We start from the raw sequence: 18,199 nt of genomic DNA, 5'->3' as shown, positions 1-18,199 counted from the left end.
GAACCTCTGACGCCACTCACCTTGCCACTATTGTCGACGTGACGACACCTGCGCGTCCCATTTCTCAGCGAATGCACATAAAGAACGTCGCCGAGACCGACTCCTCAGCGGGTCAGCGGTACGAGGAACGCAAGCCCGACCAGCAGTCCGGCGAACACCAGACAGGTCGTGATGTCGACGACCTTCGACCGATTCGCCCACACTTCGGTCCACGGCTGCGGCATCGCTCGGAACCCGGCGAGACCGGCAGGAACGACCGCGAGGACGACAGCACCGAGGCGGAAATCGATGACGGAGCACGCCGCGGCGGCGGCGACGCCCAGGAGACAGCCGAGCAGCACCCAGTCACGCCGAGTGGGATGCGCGTATCGCCGTTTCCAGTAGATCCATCGCTTCGCGATCGGCCCTCTCCCCCGCCGTGCGTGGCGGGGGTGAGGCCGCTTCATCTCAGTGGAAGAAATGGCGGCTCCCGGTCAGGTACATCGTGATCCCTGCCGCCTCCGCGGCCGCGATGACCTCATCGTCGCGGATCGATCCGCCGGGCTGCACCACGGCGGTGACTCCTGCGTCGATGAGGATCTGCAGACCGTCGGGGAACGGGAAGAAGGCGTCGGAGGCTGCGACCGCACCGGTGGCGCGTTCGGCTCCGGCACGTTCGACAGCGAGTTTGGCCGAGTCGACGCGGTTGACCTGCCCCATACCCACACCCACCGAGGCTCCCCCCTTGGCGAGCAGGATCGCGTTGGACTTCACAGCCCGTCCGGCCTTCCACGCGAATTCGAGATCCGCGAGGACCTCGGGTGCAGCTGCCGGACCAGCGGCCAGGGTCCAGTTCTCGACGGAGTCGCCGTCCGCCTGGAAGGCGTCGCGGTCCTGTACGAGGAACCCACCGCTGATCGGCTTGACCTCGTCTGTGGGCACATCGATGTCGCCGAGCTCGAGCAGTCGCAGGTTCTTCTTCGTCGTGAGGATCTCAAGTGCCTCGGCGCTGAACGACGGAGCGGCCAGGCATTCTGTGAAGATCGGCTTGATCGATGCTGCGAGCTCTGCGTCGACCTCGCGGTTCGTGGCGATGACACCGCCGTAGGCCGACAGCGGATCGCATTCGTGGGCGGACTTGTGCGCAGCGGCAGCAGACTCACCGACGGCGATTCCGCAGGGGTTCGCATGCTTGATGATGGCGACGGCCGGCTGCTCGAAGTCGAATGCCGCGCGGATCGCGGCATCGGTGTCCGTGTAGTTGTTGTACGACATCGCTTTGCCGCCGAGCAGTTTCGCACCGGCGATTCCGGCGGTGCCGTCGGAGTACACGGCAGCAGCCTGGTGCGGATTCTCTCCATAGCGCAGGTCGGCGATCTTCTCTCCGGTGAGGCCGGCGAATTCGGCCTTCTCATCGGTGGCGAGTTCCGCGGCGAACCAGGAGGCGACGGCCGCGTCGTAGGCGGCAGTGTGGGCGAAGGCGCGGGCGGCGAAGATGCGGCGGGCATCGATATCGAAGCCGTCTCCGGAGGCTGCGTCGAGCACGGCCGAGTAGTCGGCCGGATCGGTCACGACGGTGACCGTGGGGTGGTTCTTCGCCGCCGCACGCACCATCGAGGGTCCGCCGATGTCGATCTGTTCGATGCAGTCATCGAAGCCGGCTCCGCTCGCGACGGTGTCGGCGAAAGGATAGAGGTTGACGACGACGAGGTCGAAGGGCTCGATCTCGAGTTCGGACAGCTGTTCCAGGTGCTCAGGCTTGCGGGAATCGGCGAGGATGCCGGCGTGGACGCGCGGATGAAGGGTCTTGACCCGCCCTTCGAGGCATTCGGGGAACCCGGTGAGGTCTTCGACTTTCGTCACCGCGGCTCCCGCCTCGGCGATCTTCGCTGCCGTGGATCCGGTCGACACGATCTGGACTCCGGCGGCGTGGAGGCCGCGAGCCAGCTCCTCCAGCCCGGTCTTGTCGTAGACGCTGATCAGCGCTCTCTTGATCGCGCGGGTTCCTGTCACAGATCCTCCTCGAGGTTCGGTTGCCGGTCGGTTCTTCTCACGGCGGGGTCAGTGGGCGGTCATCGCCGAGGCGACATATCCGCGGACATGTCGCCCTTCGACGACGAGGTCGGTGTGGGCCAGATGTGCCAGCAGACGCACGAGCTCTTCGCGTTCCCGGGCTTTGATGTTCTCGTGCACGGTCTCCTCGGTGTCGTCATCGCCGATGGGCACCGCGTACTGAGTGATGATCGGTCCGGTGTCGACTCCGGTGTCGACGAGGTGGATGGTTCCGCCGGTCAGCTTCACCCCATGGGCGAGCGCGTCGCGGACCCCGTGTGCACCCGGGAACGACGGCAGCAGCGCCGGATGGGTGTTGATGATCCGGGACGGGAAGGCCTCGACGAAGCTGGGACCGAGGATGCGCATGAAACCGGCAGAGACCACCCAGTCCGGGGCGAGCTCGGCCACCGTGTCCTTCAGCGCCAGGTTCCACTCGTCGCGGTCGGCGAAGTCCTTGGGCCGGACGACGAAGGAGGGAATCTCGTGCTGTTCGGCTCGGGTCAGGACCCCTGCGGTGTCCGAGTCGGCCCCGATGGCGACGATGTCGACTCCACGGGTCCCGTCGGCGAACGCGTCGATGACGGACTGCGTGAGGGTACCGGATCCTGATGCCAGAAGAACGATGCGCACCCGCACAGTCTAACGTCTGCAGCACATGGACGATGCCCTGCTGTCATCGTGCGGACACGGCCCGCCGAGGCATTTGTCAGTCGACTGTGAGAAACTGATCCGGTGACGTCACCGCAGAATACCGAAGAGAAGAAGGCACCGACTCCCGAAGAGGAGGCACAGGCCGCACCGGCACGACACGGGCTCGTCCTGATACTGCTGATCCTCGCCTCGGTGCTGACGTTCACGTATCAGCTGCCGTTCAAGCTCGCCGCCATCGGCTTCGCCATCGCCGCAGTCGTCTGGTCGGTGAAGTACATCGTCGCCGTCGTCAAGACCAAGCAGCGCCGGAACATGTCCTTGGGCATCCTCGGCGGTCTGCTCAGCATCTACCTCATCTTCTCCACGATGTCCTCGGTCATCCTCTGGCCGGTGCAGTCGAAGTACGAGGAATGCCTGCGCGACGCGATCACGCAGCAGGCGCAGCTCTCGTGCTCGAGTGAGTATCAGTCGGGTCTGGGTGACTGGTTCAAGCAGGTCACCGGCCAGGATCTCGATCTGCCCGGCACCAAGTGATCCACGGGGCCAAGACCCTGATCATTCAGCGCTGATCCCCTCACCGAGGATGTCCTCGGTTCACGCCTGCCCCGTCACCGAGGCGGACTTCTGTTCACGCCACAGCCGCGGTGAGTACGCTGCCTCACCGAGGCAGCCCAATCCGTCACCGAGGCAGCGCCCTCGTCTAACGCGGTTCGTCTTCGTCGACGATGTCGTCGGCGAGCGATTCCGGTTCGTCCTCATCGAACGCATCCGTTGTGCGGTCCTCTTCGAACGCGCCCGCTGTGGCATCCTCGTCGTCGGGGTACTCTTCGTCATCCTCGGCGAATTCGGAATACTCGGCGTGCAGACCGGAGAGTCTGATCAGCAGAAGGCCGGCGGCCATTCCCACACCGATCCACCCAGTGATCGCCAGCGCCGACGTCAGGGCCGAGGGTCCGAACCCGGAGAGACCCAGCGGGCCCAAGGCCCCACCGGCGAACAGCGCGAGCACCTCGAGGGCGACGAACAGTATCCCGATTGCAAGCCCCAGTCCCATCCACGACTGTGCGGCGATGTCGCGGGCTCGGTCGCGGCCGAGGATGACGCACAGCAGACCGAGCAGCACGAGAAGCGCCGGTGCGGCCGCCGTCCAGGCGGGATAGTCACCGTCCAACAGCTGCAGCACGTGCACATCGGGCACGGGCGCTGAGGTCGAAGTGAATGCAGAGCTCGTCCCGGCCCCGCCGATGCTCACTCCCGTCCCGGCGGTCCACGACAGGGCTGAGAAGAGGATGCTCGGGGCGAAGAGCGCCTGAACGACGATGAGGCCGATGCCTGCGGCGACCGGTGAGCTGTAGACCTGCACAGTGTCGGCGACATCGCTCCAGCGGATCACGATTCCGACGACGAGCACGATCGCACCGAGTGCCGCAGCGGCCCACAGCAGACGGCGTGCGAGTCCGACGGAGACAGTCCAGGTGTCATCGGCGATCACGGCCAGTCCGGGGATGTCACCGATTCCTCGCACCCGAATGAAGGCCCACGCCACAGCCGTGACGAGGAAGAGGAAGAGCCGAAGGAATCCGAGCGGAGTCACCGTGGCCTGGCCGACCAGGACCGCCGCGACGAGCAGAGGAGCGGCGTAGGCCACGACGAAGGTGCCCAGAGCTGTACCCATGAGCGCCCACCATCCGCCGGGATCGTCGTCGCTCTCGGCCGGGCTGTCCGCTGCCGTGCTGCGGGCGACTCGTTTGGCCCCCGTTGCCACCAGCAGCCACAGGCCGACAGTCACGAAGCTCGGCGCCAGCGAGAAGTCGAATCCGAGGGTCGAGACACTCAGTCCTGACACCGTCGCCCACAGTGCGAACGCCCATTCGGGAATCGCCGAGTACGGCAGCTGCGAGCCGAGCCCGATGATCCAGAAGACGATGGCGACGACGAATCCCGCGGGAACGACGATGAGGTCGATCTTCACGACTTCCATGAGGGCTGCGAAGATCGTCCGACGGTAGGGCTGAGGGTGAGGAGAAGTGTGCATCAGGACCATTTTCGCCTAACCCGGCTCGGCTTCCCGGTATTGACCACGCGATTCCCTGCTCCGGGAAGTACAATTGCGCCAGGACAGGCTTGTACACGCAAAGGATGACCCCACGATGAGCAACGGGAACGATCACCCCAATTTCCCGCCACCACCCAGCGAGCCTCCGGAGAACGGCGGGTCGAAGCCCGAGTCGGAGTTGCCGACGGATGAGGGCCTTCCGGGTTCGGTCTCCGATGACGCCCCCACCGCAACCGGCGGTTCGGCTCAGTCCGGAAGCGGTTCCTCGGTGCCCGATGACCAGGCACCACCCTTGGGAGCTCCGGGCAACGATGCGCCGGAACGACCGACGGTCGCTCCGGCTTCTTCTCAGCAGAACCAACCGCCTCAGTATTCGGGCCCCGGCGCCCAGAACGATCAGTCCTTCAACTCCGGCCAGCAAGGCGGAGCCAACGTTCAGGGCGGCCCACAGGCGGGTCCCTATCCCGGTGCCCCGTCTCCGAGTGACCAGCCTCAGAACGGGCAGTATCCGAACAACCAGTACCAGAGCCCGCAGCAGCCGAACGGCGGCTACCCCGGGGCTCAATCGCAAGGCGCTCAGCCGCAGGGCGTCCAACAGCCAGGCGGTCAGTATTCGAATGCGGCATATCCGGGGGCGTCTAATCAGCCGTACCCCGGCGCTCAGGACCAGCCGGGCCAGTTTAACTCCGCCCAGAACCAGTCCGGGCAGTATCAGACGGGGTCGGGTCCGAACGCCCAACAGACCGGTTCCGGTCCATCCCAGGCGATTCCGCAGCCTGCACCGGCTCCGGGTTTCGCCGGCGGTCAGAGCACCGCGACGCGTGCCGACAATCGCCCCGATAAGAAGAAGAGCAAACTTCCGCTCTTCATCACCCTCGGTGCGGTCGCGCTGGTCATCATCCTCGTCCTCGTCGGGTTCTTCGTCATCGGCAGCGTGAACAAGAACAAGTACGGACCCGACAAGGTCGCAGAGGACTACGTCGAAGCCCTGAACAAGGGTGATTTCGCAGCCGCGGAGAAGATCGCCCCCTCGACACGGCCTGAGGGCACGAACCTCGATCTGCTGCAGAAGGAATTCACCGATTCCTCATCGGCGAAGATCGAGAAGGCCAAGGTCGAATCGTCGAAGACCGACGGGGACAAGGGCACCGTCGTCGTGTCCTACGAGCTCGACGGCAGCCCCTACAATGTGGAGCTCTCTGCGACGAAGGACGGCAAACAGGACCTGTTCTTCGACAAGTGGACGATGAAGGGCCCCGACCTCAACGTCATCTCCCTCGATATCCCCGCTGCCGACGGTCTCGCCGTCAACGGCAAGGACTACAAGGCGAAGTCGGGCACCACGTCGTTCGCTGTCTACCCCGGCAGCTACGACTTCACGATTCCGAAGAGCAAGTGGATCTCCGAAGCTTCCGATACGGCCAAGGTGAACTTCCCGAAGGCCTTCGCCCCCGGCGGACAGCCGAACAAGGGCCAGGTGTCCCCCACCACCCTCAACCTCGATCTGTCCCCGACCGGCGCCTTCGACAAGGAAGTTCAGAAACAGGTCGAGAAGGAGCTCAAGAAGTGCTTCGACAACAAGAGCATCGAGCCGAAGTGCGACTTCATCAAGTACGACCCGACCGAGATCCCAGTCGGCGGTTCGGACAAGAAGCTCGATGATCTGGCGAAGAAGAACACCGCCAAATGGGACATGAAGGAGATGCCGAAGGTGAAGGCCAGCTTCGGCGCCGGAGACACGAACACCGGCTCGTTCTTCACCGAGAAGCCAGGCAAGTTCAACTTCTCCGTCGACGGCAAGAGGGCCGGCTCCTCGTACTTCTCCAACGGCAACTCCCTGTCGGTGTCCGGAAGCGTGAAGATCGACGGAGACAAGCTCTCGGTCGAATTCTTCGACTTCTGACCTCAGGGTCCACCGCCGACACGGTGCACCTCACCTCCCCGAGGTGAGACACCCACCGTCACCGAGGCGACGTCCAAGTCACAGCGGGCCTGTGACGACCGATTCCCGGTCGTCGCAGGCCCGCTGTCGTCGTTCTCTCAGACTCCGACCGACCGAGTCGGCAGCTCGAGGTCGGCCGCGGCTTCGAACCAGGCACCGGCGGCCATGACGAGTTCGTCGGCGAACCGTCGTCCGGCGATCTGCACTCCGATGGTCCGACCGTCGTCCATGGATCCGGCCAGCACCGTCGCCGCAGGCTGTTCTGACATGTTGAACGGCATGGTGAACCCTATATGCCCCATCGGTTCGTGCACCTGCGGGTACGGCATCGGCTGCTCGGCCGGGAATGCCGCGTCCGGAGCTGTCGGCGAGATGACCAGGTCGAACTCGGCAGTTGCTTCGACCGTCCGCCGCCGGATCTCCTGAACGCTGTGATAGCAGCGCATCAGGTCGACTCCGCTGGTATCGGCTCCGTCCTGTGCCCACTGCTGGATATAAGGCAGAATGAGCGCCTGTTCGTCGACAGGCAGCGCCTTGAGGTCGGCCCACGACCGGACCCGCCAGAACAGATCCATGTCGCGGAGGTGATCATCGTCGATGAAAGGATCGACCGTGACGATTTCTGCACCGGCCGCAGAGAACCTCTCTGCCGCCTCGGTGACGGCCGAGCGCACCTGCGCCGCTGCGGCGACCCCGCACCCGGCGTCGAGCTGCACGCCGATGCGCAGTCCCCGCGGGTCGAAGGCTCCAGCCGAGTCGCTGCCCGGCAGAGACTGCGCATCATCGGCGGCGAAGCGCGGCAGCCGCGAATAGTCGCGATCGTCCGGGGCGGAGATGATGTCCATGGCGGCTTTGACGTCGGCCATCGTCCGCGCCAGCGGTCCCGCACATCTGCCCAGGTAGGGGGCGTCGAGAGGCACGCGGCCGAAGCTGGGCTTGAGTCCGGCCAGACCGAGCCACGTGCATGGCAAGCGGATGGATCCGCCGATGTCGGAGCCGATGTGGATGGGTCCGTATCCGGCGGCTGCCGCGGCTCCGGCTCCGGCGCTCGACCCTCCGGTCGTCAGGCTCGGGTCCAGCGGTGAACGGGTGATTCCGTGCAGAGAGGACACTCCTGAGGAGAGCATTCCCCAGTCGGGCATCGTCGTCGAACCGAGGATGACGGCTCCGGCTTCTTCGAGACGCTCGGTGATCGGGGCATCGTGGCCGGCCACCGGCATCTCCACCCAGGCGTGGCCGCTGGGCAGCGGAACTCCGCGGCGGGCGATGTTCTCCTTGATCGTCACGGGCACCCCGTCGAGGTCGCTCAACGGTCGTCCCTCTCGCCAGCGTGCTGCGCTGGCAGCGGCGGCGTCCCGGGAGCGTTCGTCGTCGCGGTGGAACAGGGCGTTGATGGTCGGTTCGCAGTCGTCCATGCGGTCGACGACCGCGGAGTGCACCTCGACCGGGTCGAAGTCCCCGCCGGCGAATCCGGCTGCCATTTCGGCCGCACTGCGGTCGGCAAGCGATGTGGTCATATGCTGCCCTTTCTCTCGATGGTTCGTCGCATCCCGCGCGCGAGCCGGTCTATCCGGCCGCGAGTGCTTCGGCCAGGCTCGGGGTGGCGGCGATGAGGCGCCGCGTGTACTCGTCCTGCGGGTTCGCGTAGATGTCCTCCGTCGCACCCGATTCGACGATCTGTCCGGCTCTCATGACGATGACCTCGGAGCACAGGTGTTTGACGACGCCGAGGTCGTGGGAGACGAAGAGGAGAGTCAGCGCGTACTCGTCGACGAGGTCGGTGAGCAGGTTGAGGACCTGCGCACGCACCGAGACGTCGAGGGCGGAGACCGGTTCGTCGGCGACGAGGATCTGCGGCCTGGTCACGAGGGCCCGGGCGATCGAGATGCGCTGTCGCTGCCCGCCGGAGAACTGGTGCGGGTACCGGCGCAGGGAGTCCTGGTCGAGGTCGACGGCGGCGATCATCTCCTCGACCCGTGCTGCGCGTTCGTCCTTGTCGACTCCGGCGGCGATGAGCGGTTCGGCGACGATGTCGGCGATGCGCATCCGCGGGTCGAGCGAGGCGAACGGATCCTGGAACACGATCTGCAGGTTCTCGCGCAGGCGGCGCAGAGCCTGTGAGCTCGCGGCTTCGACCCGGATGTCGCCGACGCGCACATGCCCGGTGGTCGGTCGGTCGAGGCCGGAGAGGATGTTCAGCAGCGTTGACTTCCCCGATCCCGACTCCCCCACGATGCCCAGGCGGGCTCCGGCCGCGACGCTGAAGTCGATCCCGCCCAGGGCGGTGACGTCCGATCGTCTGCGACCGAAGAGTCCGCGTCCGCGAAAGATCCGGGTGACGTCCGAGACCTCGATGAGCGGTGCCGATTCCCTCACCGAGGGGGTTCGGTGGTCATCCCTCACCGAGGCGGCTCCGGCCCCTTCCCTCGCCGAGGTGGTCCTGACGCTGTCTTCGTCCGTCGACCCCGCGACGGACATGCCGGTGTGATCCGGTCGGGTCGAGATCTGCGGTTCGTCGCGAAGATCCCCCGGCTCCCCCACATCGACCGAAGCCTCTCCTTCGCCGATCTGCGGCCCCGAGTAGGCGAGCGCGGTCTTGAGTGTGAAGAGTCGGCCGCGGTCATCTGTGGCTTCGAGATCCGAGGATGCCAGGAGCCCTCGCGTGTACTCGTGCTTGGGCGCGGTGAAGATCTCGTCGACGCTGCCGGACTCGACGATGCGGCCGCGGTACATGACGATGACCCGATCGCAGACTCCGGCGACGACAGCGAGGTCGTGAGTGATGAACAGCAGTCCAGCCTCCACCGCCGAGACCCTCTCGACGATGAGGTCGAGCATATGCTTCTGCACGGTGACGTCGAGGGCGGTGGTGGGCTCGTCGCAGATGAGCAGCCTCGGCGAATTGGCCAGGGCGATCGCGAGCATGACCCGCTGCCGCTGCCCGCCCGACAGCTGGTGCGGGTAGGCGAACCGGGCGCTGTCGGGGTCGGGCATGTGGACGTCGCGGAGCAGTTCGAGCACACGCGTCGGAATCTGCCCCCGCGGCGCCTTGCCATGGAGGCGCAGCACTTCGGCGATCTGGTCGCCGATGCGCATGAGCGGATTGAGGGCGCTCATGGGTTCCTGGAACACCATGGACACGATGTCCGAGCGCAGCCCGGCCAGGGTCTTCTCGTTCGCTTCGAGAAGGTTCCCGGAATGCCCCTGCAGGTGCACCTGGCCACGGGCGTGCAGCTCTTCTGGCAGCAGACCCATCACGGACTGGGCGGTCAGCGATTTCCCCGACCCGGATTCGCCGATGAGTCCGACCCGCTCGCCCGGCGCCAGACTGAGGCTGACATCGTGGAGCACCGGAGCGTCCGCTCCGGCAGGGGTGATGGTGAGGTCACGAACCTCGAGCAGGTTCTCAGGCACCTCGCGCCTCCATCTTCGGGTCGAACCGGTCGCGCAGCCCATCGCCCAAGAGATTGAATCCGAGCACCGCGAGTGCAATGAACACTCCCGGCCACAGAGCGAGCTCGGGGTGGGTGGACAGGTACTGCTGGGACTCCTGCAGCATCCGGCCCCACGACGGGGTCGGGGCCTGGGTGCCGAGTCCGAGGAAGGACAGCCCCGCCTCGGCGAGGACGGAGATCGCGAAGGCCACGGACGCCTGGACGATGACCATTCCGGCGATGTTCGGCAGCACGTGGACGACGGCGATGGCCGGGATCCGACGGTTCGAAGCTCGCGCGGCGCGGACGTATTCGGAGCCCAGCACCTGCAGCGTGCCGGAGCGTGCGACGCGCGCGAAGCCGGGGATCGCGGCGATGCCGACGGCGACCATGGCCGGTCCCGTCCCCGGCGAGTAGACGGCAGCGAAGATGATCGCCAGCAGCAGCGCGGGGAAGGCCAACAGGATGTCGTTGGCCCGCATGATCACCGCGTCGAGCCACATTCCCCACGGCTGTTTCGCGAAGAAGGCGGAGACGATTCCGATCGGGGTGCCGATGAGCAGGGCGATGCCGACGGCGACGACCCCGACGAGCAGCGTGATCCGCGCCCCGACCATCACCCAGGTCAACGTGTCCCGTCCGAAGGTGTCGGTGCCGAACGGGTGGGTGAGGCTGCCGCTCTGCAATCGGGCGGCGGGGTCGATCGTGGTCGGGTCGTACGGGGTCCACACGAAGGAGATGAGAGCGAGTCCGACGATGAGCACGACGAGGCCCGCGCCGATGATCATCGATGCGTTCGCCCGCCGTCCGCTCCTGCGGGACCGACCCGGCCGGATCTTCGCCGAGGCGGTCGTGTCTGTCGCGTCGTGAGCGACGGGATCGACGTGGTCGCTGGGGCTCTGGGCACCGGTCGGGGTCGGGTTCATGCGGCGTTCCTGATCCGGGGGTCGACGATGGGCACGAGGATGTCGACGATGAGGTTGATGACGAGCACGAGCAGGACGAGGACCATGACGATGCCCTGCACCGCTACGAGGTCACGATTGGCGACGGCGCGGACGAGCTCGGAGCCGATTCCGGGCAGAACGAAGATCTGTTCGATGATCACGGCCCCGACCAGCAGGGTGGCCAGTTGGACTCCGGCGACGGTGATGACAGGAATCGCCGCATTGCGCAGTCCGTGCGCGAACAGCGCCTTCGTCTTGGTCAGTCCCTTGGCGCGGGCGGTGCGGATATAGTCTTCCCGCATCACATCGAGCACGGCCGAACGAACGTAGCGGGTGAGGATCGCCGCCTGCACGAGAGCAAGCGACACGACCGGCAGGACGAGACGGACAAGGAAGCCGCCGAGGCCCTCGATCGGAGCCATCCAGCCTTGGGACGGGAACCATCCGAGGGTCAGAGAGAATATGATGACGAGGATGATCGCGGCCAGGAAGTTCGGTATCGCGATGCCGACCTGGCTGATCGCCGAGATCGTCACGCCGATCCAGTTGCGCTGCTCGAGGGCGGCGAAGGTGCCCAGGGGCACGGCGATGAGGATGGACACGGCGATGGCCGCGATGACGAGGATCGCCGTGACCTGGACGCTGTCGACGATGACGGGAGTGATCTCGGCACCGGTGACGTAGGAGGTGCCGAAGTCTCCGGTGAGCATTCCTCCCAACCAGTCGAAGTACCGGATGAGTGGCGGCCGATCAAGCCCGTATTGAGCTTCGAGCGACGCTACTGCCTCCGGGGTGGCGTTCGTTCCCAGCGCCACCTGTGCCGCATTGCCCGGCAGCAGGCTCATCAGGGCGAAGATCACCACCGAGGCGACGAGGAGGGACAGCGCGAACTGGATCGCGCGGTTGATTGCGTAGGTGAGCATCGACGTGCGCGGTCAGGACCAGCTGAGGTCGGCGATCTTGAATGCGTCGGAGACGCGGTTGGCGGGTATCCCCTCGACTCCGGACTTGGCGATGACGAGATTCGGGAACAGGAACAGGAAGTCCGAGGCGGCATCCTCGGTGATCGTCCGCGCGATCTTCTTCATTCCCGAGATGTACTCGTCTTCGGTTCCGGTATCGGCTTTGTCTGCCAGCTTCTTGATCGACGAATCGTCGTAGCCGATGTAGTAGTCCTTCGAGAACACGGTGAGGATGTCGCGCGGTTCGGCATGGTTGATCACCGACATGTCGTAATCGTGTTCGGTGAAGGTCTTGTCCAACCACACGGCTGGGAACTCCTGAGTCGAGATCTTCGCCTTCAGTCCGACCTCTTCGAGCTGCGCGGAGACGATTTCGGAGATCGCCTTCGCGTACGGCAGGTTCGGCACGGTGAAGGCGAATTCCTCGCCCTTGATCCCGGCTTCGTCGACGAGCTGCTTGGCCTTCTTCGGATCGTACTTCCACACCCCGGTGAGGTCTTCGTAGTACGGGTCGGTCGGGGGAACCATCGAGCCGATGAGCTCGCCGTAGCCCGCCCAGGCCGTGTCGAGGACGGCCTTGCGGTCGATCGCATGCATCACGGCTTCACGGGCCTTCTTGTCTTTGAAGATGCCCTCGGCGTTGTTCATCGACAGCACGACTTCGCCGTTCGTAGTGCCGGAGACGATCTGATAGTCGTCGCTTTGGAACTCTCCGGCCAGTTCGGGGGCCTGGAGGTTGGAGACGAGGTCGATCTCCCCGGACTTCAGGGCGTTCGAGGCCGAAACCGCGTCTTTGAAGTATTTGAACTGGACCGAGTTCAGGGACGGCTTCTCGCCCCAGTAGTCGTCGCGGGCGGCGAAGTCGATGGACTGTCCGCGTGTGAATTTCTCGATCGCGAAGGGACCGGTGCCGACGGCTTCGTTCGCCAGGTCGTCGGTGCCTTCGGTGTCGAAGACGGCTCCGACGAGGCTGGTGAGGTTGAACAGCCAGGTGTTCGACGGTTTCTTCAGTTCGATCGTGACGGTGGAGTCGTCCGGGGTCTCGATGGACTCGACGATGTCCATCTTCGACTTCAGCGCGTTCTTCCAGTCCTTCTGCACTCGTTCATAGGAGTACTTGACGTCTTCGCTGGTGAAGTCCGCACCGTTGGAGAACTTCACACCATCCTGGAGTTCGAAGGTGTAGGTCTTGCGGTCATCGGACAGTGTCCAGTCCTTGGCCAGTGCGGGCTGGATCTCCCCCTCGCCGTCCAACCGGACGAGCGATTCGTAGACGTTCTCCATCAGCGCTTCGGGAATGGCGACTCCCGAGGTGGAGGTGAAGTCGAGGTTGACCGGTTCGGCGGTGAAGGCAATCGTCATCGAGTCCTTCTTCTGCGCATCGCCTCCGGTGTCGGAGGCTCCGGCCGAACAGCCTGTGATCAGCAGGCTCGTGGCGGCCGCTGCCGCCACCCACGTCATGATGCGCGGAGTCTTCATTGTTCTCCTCGATTTCGCCGACCACGAAGAGGGTCGTTCGCCAACACTCAAGCATCGTCAGTGTATCCGAAGTTCTCAGCTGGTGAGGCGGCTGTGTTCAGATGCTGAGCGTTTCGAGGAGGAGGTTCAGAGATTCGATTCGTCGGCGAGAATCGCGGCCAGTGCGTCGAAGGCGAATCGGCGGTGGGAGCGTGAGTTCTTCTCCTCAGGCGTCATCTCGGCGGCACTGAGTTCGGAACCCTCGGGGACGAAGATCGGGTCATATCCGAAGCCGTTCTCGCCCTTGGGTTCGGTGGCCAGGCGCCCGGGCATGACTCCTTCGGCGGTGAACTCACGTCCGTCGGCGGTCACAGCGGCCGCCGCGCAACGGAACTGCGCTCCGCGGTGTTCGGCCGCGATGTCGCCCAGCTGAGCGAGCAGGAGTTCGAGGTTCGCACGATCGTCTCCGTGCCGGCCGGACCAGCGAGCGGAGAAGATGCCCGGTGCACCGCCGAGCACGTCGACGCTGATTCCCGAGTCGTCGGCGATGGCGGTGTGCCCTGTCGCAGCGGCCGCGGCACGCGCCTTGATCAGCGCGTTCTCGGTGAACGTGACTCCGGTTTCGGCGACATCGCCGAGTCCCGCCTCGGCGGCGGTGAGCACCTGGGTGTCAGCACCGAGGACGGGCCCGAGGATGGTCAGCAGCTCGCGCTTCTTGCCCTCGTTGTGAGTGGCCAGGACGAAGGTCGTCATCCGGCGAGCACTTCGGACTGGATGCGGGTGAGTTCGGTGCACCCGTGGCCGGCGAGGTCGAGCAGCTTGCCGAGTTCGTCGCGGTCGAACGGTGCGCCCTCCGCGGTGCCCTGGACTTCGATGAACTTTCCGGACCCGGTCATGACGACGTTCATGTCCGTCTCGGCGCGGGAGTCTTCGACGTACGGCAGGTCGAGGAGGGGCTCTCCGTCGATGATGCCGACGCTGACGGCCGCCACTGAGTCGATGAGCGGCTGGTGGGCGGCGGGGATCAGCCCGGTCGAGCGCCCCTTGTCGATGGCCTTCGCCAGCGCAACGTAGGCACCGGTGATCGAGGCGGTGCGGGTGCCGCCGTCGGCCTGGAGGACGTCGCAGTCGAGGACGAGGGTGTTCTCTCCGAGCTTGTCCATGTCGATGACGGCGCGCAGGCTGCGACCGATGAGACGGGAGATCTCGTGAGTGCGTCCGCCCTGTTTGCCCTTGACCGATTCGCGGGTGCTGCGGGAATCGGTGGCGCGCGGGAGCATGGCGTATTCGGCGGTGACCCAGCCGCGGCCCTGGCCCTTGAGCCAACGGGGCACGCCTTCGGTCAGTGAGGCCGCGCAGAGGACGCGGGTGTTGCCGAATTCCACCAGCGCGGACCCTTCGGCTGTATTGATCCAGTCCGGAGTGATCCGGACTTCACGGAGTTCGTCTGCTGCACGGCCGTCTGCTCGCACTGTCTGCCTCTTTCGTCTCGGTGGTGGTGTCTGCTGGTCGCCGGCGATCGTCGCCGGCTCACACTGTCCAGGTGGCTCCGGGCTTCGCCAGCTCGATGGGTCCACGGTACTCCCCGGCCGCCTCACCGCGAACGATGGAGCAGTCTGTCCAGACCGGGATGTGGGTGAGCACGAGCGCGGACGCCGCGGCGTTCTGCGCCACTCGCCCGGCGCGCTTGCCGGTGAGGTGGATGCCGCGCGCAGTGTCGCGGTCTTCCTGGAAAGCGGCTTCGCAGAGGAAGAGGTCGGCGTCTTTCGCCGCTGCGACGAGGTTGTCGCACTCATCGCTGTCGCCCGAATACGTGATGACCTTGCCGGCCGCATCCGTGATCCGCAGAGCATAGGCCTCGACGGGGTGGTCGACGAGGAAGGATTCGATGGTCAGGGAGCCGATCTGGTGACGACTGCCGTGGTCGATGTCGGTGAATTCGAAGGCGTGGTCGAAGTCCGAGTCGTCTCCCCCGTTGGCCACCGGGGACTTTCCGGGATCCGTGTAATAGGCCCTGGACAGGCGTTCCTTCGCACCGGCCGGCGCGAACACCGGAGTGCGCGTGCGGATCGTTCCCGTGTCGGAGATGTCGCCGTTGAAGAACTTCGGGTCGAAGCAGTGTTTGACGTAGAGGCCGGTCATATCCATGCAGTGATCCGGATGGAGGTGGCTGAGCACGATTCCGGAGAGACGATCGGTATCGACCGTCTCCTGCAGGGGGCTGAGCGCACCGGACCCGAGATCGAGGATGATGCGAGTGGGTGTGTCCTCATCGGTTTCGATGAGGTAGCAGCTGGCGAGGGCGCCGCGTCCTGGGAAGGAGCCTGCGGTGCCGATTGCGGTGAGTCTCATATCTCGTCATCCCCTTGCGTCTGGCCGAGCAAGGTCGTCGTCAGTCGGTCCTGAATCCACGTCAGGAAGTCGTACAGGGTCAGGGTGAGGTCTTCGGATTCGGAGAGGTCCTCACGGTGGGCGTACTTCTCCTCCTGCGCCTCCTCGGTGTCGATCCCGAGGCGGACAGCGAGGACGAGTCGCAGATCGTTGAGGCCCTTCATCCAGGCGAGCACCTCGTCCCGTGTCAGGGAGATGTCATTGCCCTTGCTCAGTCCCAGCAGCACGATGCGCACATTGTGCGCTTTGGCCTGTTTGAGATCGAACTCGGTGAGGCGGCGGAACTCCGCTGAACGCTCATCGTCCTCGGGATCGACGTCGGGCAGCAGCCGCAGCAGCGCCGGGTCCTCCGGACGGGGACGGTCGACAAGTCCGAGCCGGGCTTCCCAGTTCTCCGAGTCCGGACGGTCGTCATCGCTGTCGCTGTCTTCGGCCAGCAGAGCCGCAAGATCGGTGAACACCGTGAGCATGAGCGAGCGTTCGTTGTCTTGCAGGGTGAGGACGACATCGTCCCCTCGTGCGTCGATAGCGGCCATGTGTCAGTCGGATCCTGAATCGGGTTGGCACGCGGCCCACAGGCCGTATTCGTGCATCGCTTGGGTGTCTCGTTCCATGGCTTCGCGGCCTCCGGTGGCAACGACGGAGCGCCCGTTCTCATGGACTTCGAGCATAAGTGAGTGGGCTTTCTCCTCGGAGTAGCCGAAGTAGGTCTGGAACACGAAACTGACATAGCTCATGAGGTTGACCGGGTCGTTGAAGACCACGGTCCGCCAGGGCTTGGCCAGGTTCTCGGAGGGTCGGACGTCGACCTCCGGCTCCAGGACTGGTGTCGTTGGGTTGCTCACGTTTCCACCATACGGCAGAACACTGACGCTGTCGTGACGTAAGATCGCGCCTATGAGTGATCTCACACGGACCGATTCGACGGCTTTCTTCACGGATCAGTACGAATTGACGATGGTGCAGGCGGCCCTGGAATCCGGTGCCGCTCACCGGAAGAGCCTCTTCGAGGTATTCGGCCGCAGCCTTCCCGCAGGTCGCCGCTACGGTGTCGTCGCCGGCACCGGTCGGATCCTCGAGATGATCCGCGACTTCCGCTTCGACGATGCCGAGCTCTCGTTCCTCAGCAGGGAGAACATCGTCGACAAGCGCACCATCGACTGGTTGGCCGACTATCGGTTCTCCGGCAATATCCGCGGCTATGCAGAAGGGGAGATCTACTTCCCCGGCTCACCGCTGCTGACGATCGAATCGACGTTCGCCGAGGGCGTCATCTTGGAGACGCTCATCCTGTCGGCGATGAACTATGACTGTGCGGTCGCCTCGGCAGCGTCCCGAATGGCTCAGGCGGCCGGCGATCGCCCCTGCGCGGAGATGGGCGGGCGACGCACGAACGAGCATGCGGCCGTGGCTGCGGCTCGGGCAGCGGTCATCGGCGGCTTCGCCTCGACGTCGAACCTGGCCGCCGGCCTGCAGTACGGTCTGCGCACGATCGGCACCTCGGCCCACTCGTTCACCCTGCTCCACGATTCCGAGCGGGAGGCCTTCGCCGCTCAGCTGAAGTCGCTCGGCACCGATACGACTCTGCTCCTGGACACCTATGACGTCGAGGAGGCGCTGACCACGGCGATCGAGCTGGCCGGGCCGAACCTCGGCGGAGTGCGCATCGATTCCGGCGATCTCATCGAACAGGCCAGTGAGGTGCGCGAGAGCCTTGACCGCCTCGGCGCCCGCGACACGACGATCACCGTCACGAGCGATCTCGACGAGTATGCGATCGCCGCATTGGCCGCCTCGCCCGTCGACTCCTACGGTGTCGGCACGCGGGTGGTCACCGGTTCAGGTGCCCCGGCCGCCGGCCTGGTGTACAAGCTCGTGGCTCGTGCCGATGAGGCCGGCGAGTGGACCTCGGTGGCCAAGAACTCCTCCGGCAAGCCCTCACGCGGCGGACACAAGGAAGCGCTGCGCCTCATCGACGGTCCGATCGCCGTGGAGGAAGCCGTCGGCATTCCGAGCCTGCCCGATGATCTCGGCGAAGGCCGTCGGCTCAGCGTCGATCTCGTCGTCGACGGTGAGGTCGATGAGTCGTTCATCGGCGCGGCAGGAGTGAAGAAGGCCTGCGCCCGACATGACGAGTCTTTGGCGGAGCTGCCGCGTTCGGCCAGGCGCCTGCAGGACGGCGAGCCCGCCATTCCCACCGTGTTCTACTCCGCCTAATCCACACCCGGCCCACCGCGAATCGACGAAGCCGCCGAGGCAGACAGTGCGTCTGCCTCGGCGGCTTCGTCAGCCTCATGCCGACAGGGTCTCCCCTGCCGACATCC

The 18,199-nt window shown here is 65.3% G+C and carries 17 protein-coding genes; 3 read left to right on the top strand and 14 right to left on the bottom strand.

Annotated elements, in window-relative coordinates; translation table 11 throughout:
• Positions 1-104: 104 nt before the first annotated feature.
• From AC239G_RS06435 to purN, 3 genes are read right to left on the bottom strand one after another with little or no spacing between them, the layout of a single operon-like run.
• Positions 105-446 (bottom strand): hypothetical protein, encoded by a 342-nt coding sequence (locus tag AC239G_RS06435; RefSeq protein ID WP_482401577.1) that lies wholly within the window; start codon positions 444-446, stop codon positions 105-107.
• Position 447: 1 nt separating this feature from the next.
• Entirely contained in the window at positions 448-1,992 is a 1,545-nt protein-coding gene (purH, locus tag AC239G_RS06430; RefSeq protein ID WP_482401576.1) for a bifunctional phosphoribosylaminoimidazolecarboxamide formyltransferase/IMP cyclohydrolase, read from the bottom strand.
• A 48-nt stretch (positions 1,993-2,040) separates the two neighbouring features.
• Positions 2,041-2,664 carry a phosphoribosylglycinamide formyltransferase gene (purN, locus tag AC239G_RS06425; RefSeq protein ID WP_139469680.1) on the bottom strand — a complete coding sequence of 208 codons (624 nt, stop codon included), beginning with the start codon at positions 2,662-2,664 and terminating at the stop codon, positions 2,041-2,043.
• Positions 2,665-2,766: 102 nt separating this feature from the next.
• Here purN and AC239G_RS06420 point away from each other — a divergent pair, with 102 nt between their 5' ends.
• Positions 2,767-3,219: a hypothetical protein gene (locus AC239G_RS06420; RefSeq protein WP_101545186.1), complete on the top strand. Its 453-nt coding sequence runs from the start codon at positions 2,767-2,769 to the stop codon at positions 3,217-3,219.
• Positions 3,220-3,385: 166 nt separating this feature from the next.
• On the opposite strand, the gene AC239G_RS06415 is transcribed toward AC239G_RS06420, so the two are convergent.
• Positions 3,386-4,720 (bottom strand): cell division protein PerM, encoded by a 1,335-nt coding sequence (locus tag AC239G_RS06415; protein WP_487489991.1) that lies wholly within the window; start codon positions 4,718-4,720, stop codon positions 3,386-3,388.
• Positions 4,721-4,835: 115 nt separating this feature from the next.
• Here AC239G_RS06415 and AC239G_RS06410 point away from each other — a divergent pair, with 115 nt between their 5' ends.
• Positions 4,836-6,644 carry a zinc ribbon domain-containing protein gene (locus AC239G_RS06410; RefSeq protein ID WP_482401574.1) on the top strand — a complete coding sequence of 603 codons (1,809 nt, stop codon included), beginning with the start codon at positions 4,836-4,838 and terminating at the stop codon, positions 6,642-6,644.
• Between the two features lie 137 nt (positions 6,645-6,781).
• On the opposite strand, the gene AC239G_RS06405 is transcribed toward AC239G_RS06410, so the two are convergent.
• The 10 genes from AC239G_RS06405 to clpS form a co-directional block, all read right to left on the bottom strand.
• Complete coding sequence (locus AC239G_RS06405) at positions 6,782-8,200, bottom strand: amidase (RefSeq protein WP_139469683.1); 1,419 nt, start codon at positions 8,198-8,200, stop codon at positions 6,782-6,784.
• 49 nt (positions 8,201-8,249) lie between these two features.
• A complete protein-coding gene (locus AC239G_RS06400) occupies positions 8,250-10,139 on the bottom strand; it encodes a dipeptide ABC transporter ATP-binding protein (RefSeq protein WP_218973670.1) in 1,890 nt (629 codons plus the stop codon).
• On the bottom strand, positions 10,090-11,043 hold the full coding sequence (locus AC239G_RS06395; RefSeq protein WP_139469685.1) for an ABC transporter permease: 954 nt from the start codon (positions 11,041-11,043) through the stop codon (positions 10,090-10,092). The genes AC239G_RS06400 and AC239G_RS06395 overlap by 50 nt, the downstream gene beginning before the upstream one ends.
• The gene (locus AC239G_RS06390; protein ID WP_139469686.1) at positions 11,040-11,987 is read right to left on the bottom strand and encodes an ABC transporter permease; all 948 of its coding nucleotides are present in this window, start codon (positions 11,985-11,987) and stop codon (positions 11,040-11,042) included. Before AC239G_RS06390 ends, AC239G_RS06395 begins: the two co-directional genes overlap by 4 nt.
• Before the next feature lie 12 nt (positions 11,988-11,999).
• Complete coding sequence (locus tag AC239G_RS06385; RefSeq protein WP_139469687.1) at positions 12,000-13,505, bottom strand: ABC transporter substrate-binding protein; 1,506 nt, start codon at positions 13,503-13,505, stop codon at positions 12,000-12,002.
• 126 nt (positions 13,506-13,631) lie between these two features.
• A complete protein-coding gene (rdgB, locus tag AC239G_RS06380) occupies positions 13,632-14,237 on the bottom strand; it encodes an RdgB/HAM1 family non-canonical purine NTP pyrophosphatase (RefSeq protein WP_139469688.1) in 606 nt (201 codons plus the stop codon).
• Positions 14,234-14,956 (bottom strand): ribonuclease PH, encoded by a 723-nt coding sequence (gene rph / locus AC239G_RS06375; protein ID WP_139469689.1) that lies wholly within the window; start codon positions 14,954-14,956, stop codon positions 14,234-14,236. The genes rdgB and rph overlap by 4 nt, the downstream gene beginning before the upstream one ends.
• Before the next feature lie 58 nt (positions 14,957-15,014).
• The gene (locus AC239G_RS06370; RefSeq protein ID WP_139469690.1) at positions 15,015-15,836 is read right to left on the bottom strand and encodes an MBL fold metallo-hydrolase; all 822 of its coding nucleotides are present in this window, start codon (positions 15,834-15,836) and stop codon (positions 15,015-15,017) included.
• A complete protein-coding gene (locus AC239G_RS06365) occupies positions 15,833-16,411 on the bottom strand; it encodes a DUF2017 family protein (protein WP_139469691.1) in 579 nt (192 codons plus the stop codon). The genes AC239G_RS06370 and AC239G_RS06365 overlap by 4 nt, the downstream gene beginning before the upstream one ends.
• A 3-nt stretch (positions 16,412-16,414) precedes the next feature.
• Positions 16,415-16,720: an ATP-dependent Clp protease adapter ClpS gene (gene clpS, locus AC239G_RS06360; protein WP_101545203.1), complete on the bottom strand. Its 306-nt coding sequence runs from the start codon at positions 16,718-16,720 to the stop codon at positions 16,415-16,417.
• A 52-nt stretch (positions 16,721-16,772) separates the two neighbouring features.
• Between clpS and AC239G_RS06355 the strand changes: the two genes are divergently transcribed.
• Positions 16,773-18,092, top strand: a complete 1,320-nt coding sequence (locus AC239G_RS06355; RefSeq protein WP_139907319.1) for a nicotinate phosphoribosyltransferase — start codon at positions 16,773-16,775, stop codon at positions 18,090-18,092.
• The last annotated feature ends 107 nt before the right edge of the window (positions 18,093-18,199 follow it).

The sequence above is a fragment of the Brevibacterium sp. Lmc1 genome (genome assembly GCF_057654315.1).
This window is presented reverse-complemented; position numbering and strand designations above follow the sequence as displayed.

Excerpts from the sequence above, each read along its gene's own strand:
- AC239G_RS06435 (WP_482401577.1), bottom strand. The coding sequence starts at position 446 with ATGAAGCGGCCTCACCCCCGCCACGCACGGCGGGGGAGAGGGCCGATC.
- AC239G_RS06415 (WP_487489991.1), bottom strand. The coding sequence starts at position 4,720 with ATGCACACTTCTCCTCACCCTCAGCCCTACCGTCGGACGATCTTCGCA.
- AC239G_RS06410 (WP_482401574.1), top strand. The coding sequence starts at position 4,836 with ATGAGCAACGGGAACGATCACCCCAATTTCCCGCCACCACCCAGCGAG.
- AC239G_RS06405 (WP_139469683.1), bottom strand. The coding sequence starts at position 8,200 with ATGACCACATCGCTTGCCGACCGCAGTGCGGCCGAAATGGCAGCCGGA.
- AC239G_RS06400 (WP_218973670.1), bottom strand. The coding sequence starts at position 10,139 with ATGGGCTGCGCGACCGGTTCGACCCGAAGATGGAGGCGCGAGGTGCCT.
- AC239G_RS06395 (WP_139469685.1), bottom strand. The coding sequence starts at position 11,043 with ATGAACCCGACCCCGACCGGTGCCCAGAGCCCCAGCGACCACGTCGAT.
- AC239G_RS06390 (WP_139469686.1), bottom strand. The coding sequence starts at position 11,987 with ATGCTCACCTACGCAATCAACCGCGCGATCCAGTTCGCGCTGTCCCTC.
- AC239G_RS06385 (WP_139469687.1), bottom strand. The coding sequence starts at position 13,505 with ATGAAGACTCCGCGCATCATGACGTGGGTGGCGGCAGCGGCCGCCACG.
- rdgB (WP_139469688.1), bottom strand. The coding sequence starts at position 14,237 with ATGACGACCTTCGTCCTGGCCACTCACAACGAGGGCAAGAAGCGCGAG.
- AC239G_RS06370 (WP_139469690.1), bottom strand. The coding sequence starts at position 15,836 with ATGAGACTCACCGCAATCGGCACCGCAGGCTCCTTCCCAGGACGCGGC.
- AC239G_RS06365 (WP_139469691.1), bottom strand. The coding sequence starts at position 16,411 with ATGGCCGCTATCGACGCACGAGGGGACGATGTCGTCCTCACCCTGCAA.
- AC239G_RS06355 (WP_139907319.1), top strand. The coding sequence starts at position 16,773 with ATGAGTGATCTCACACGGACCGATTCGACGGCTTTCTTCACGGATCAG.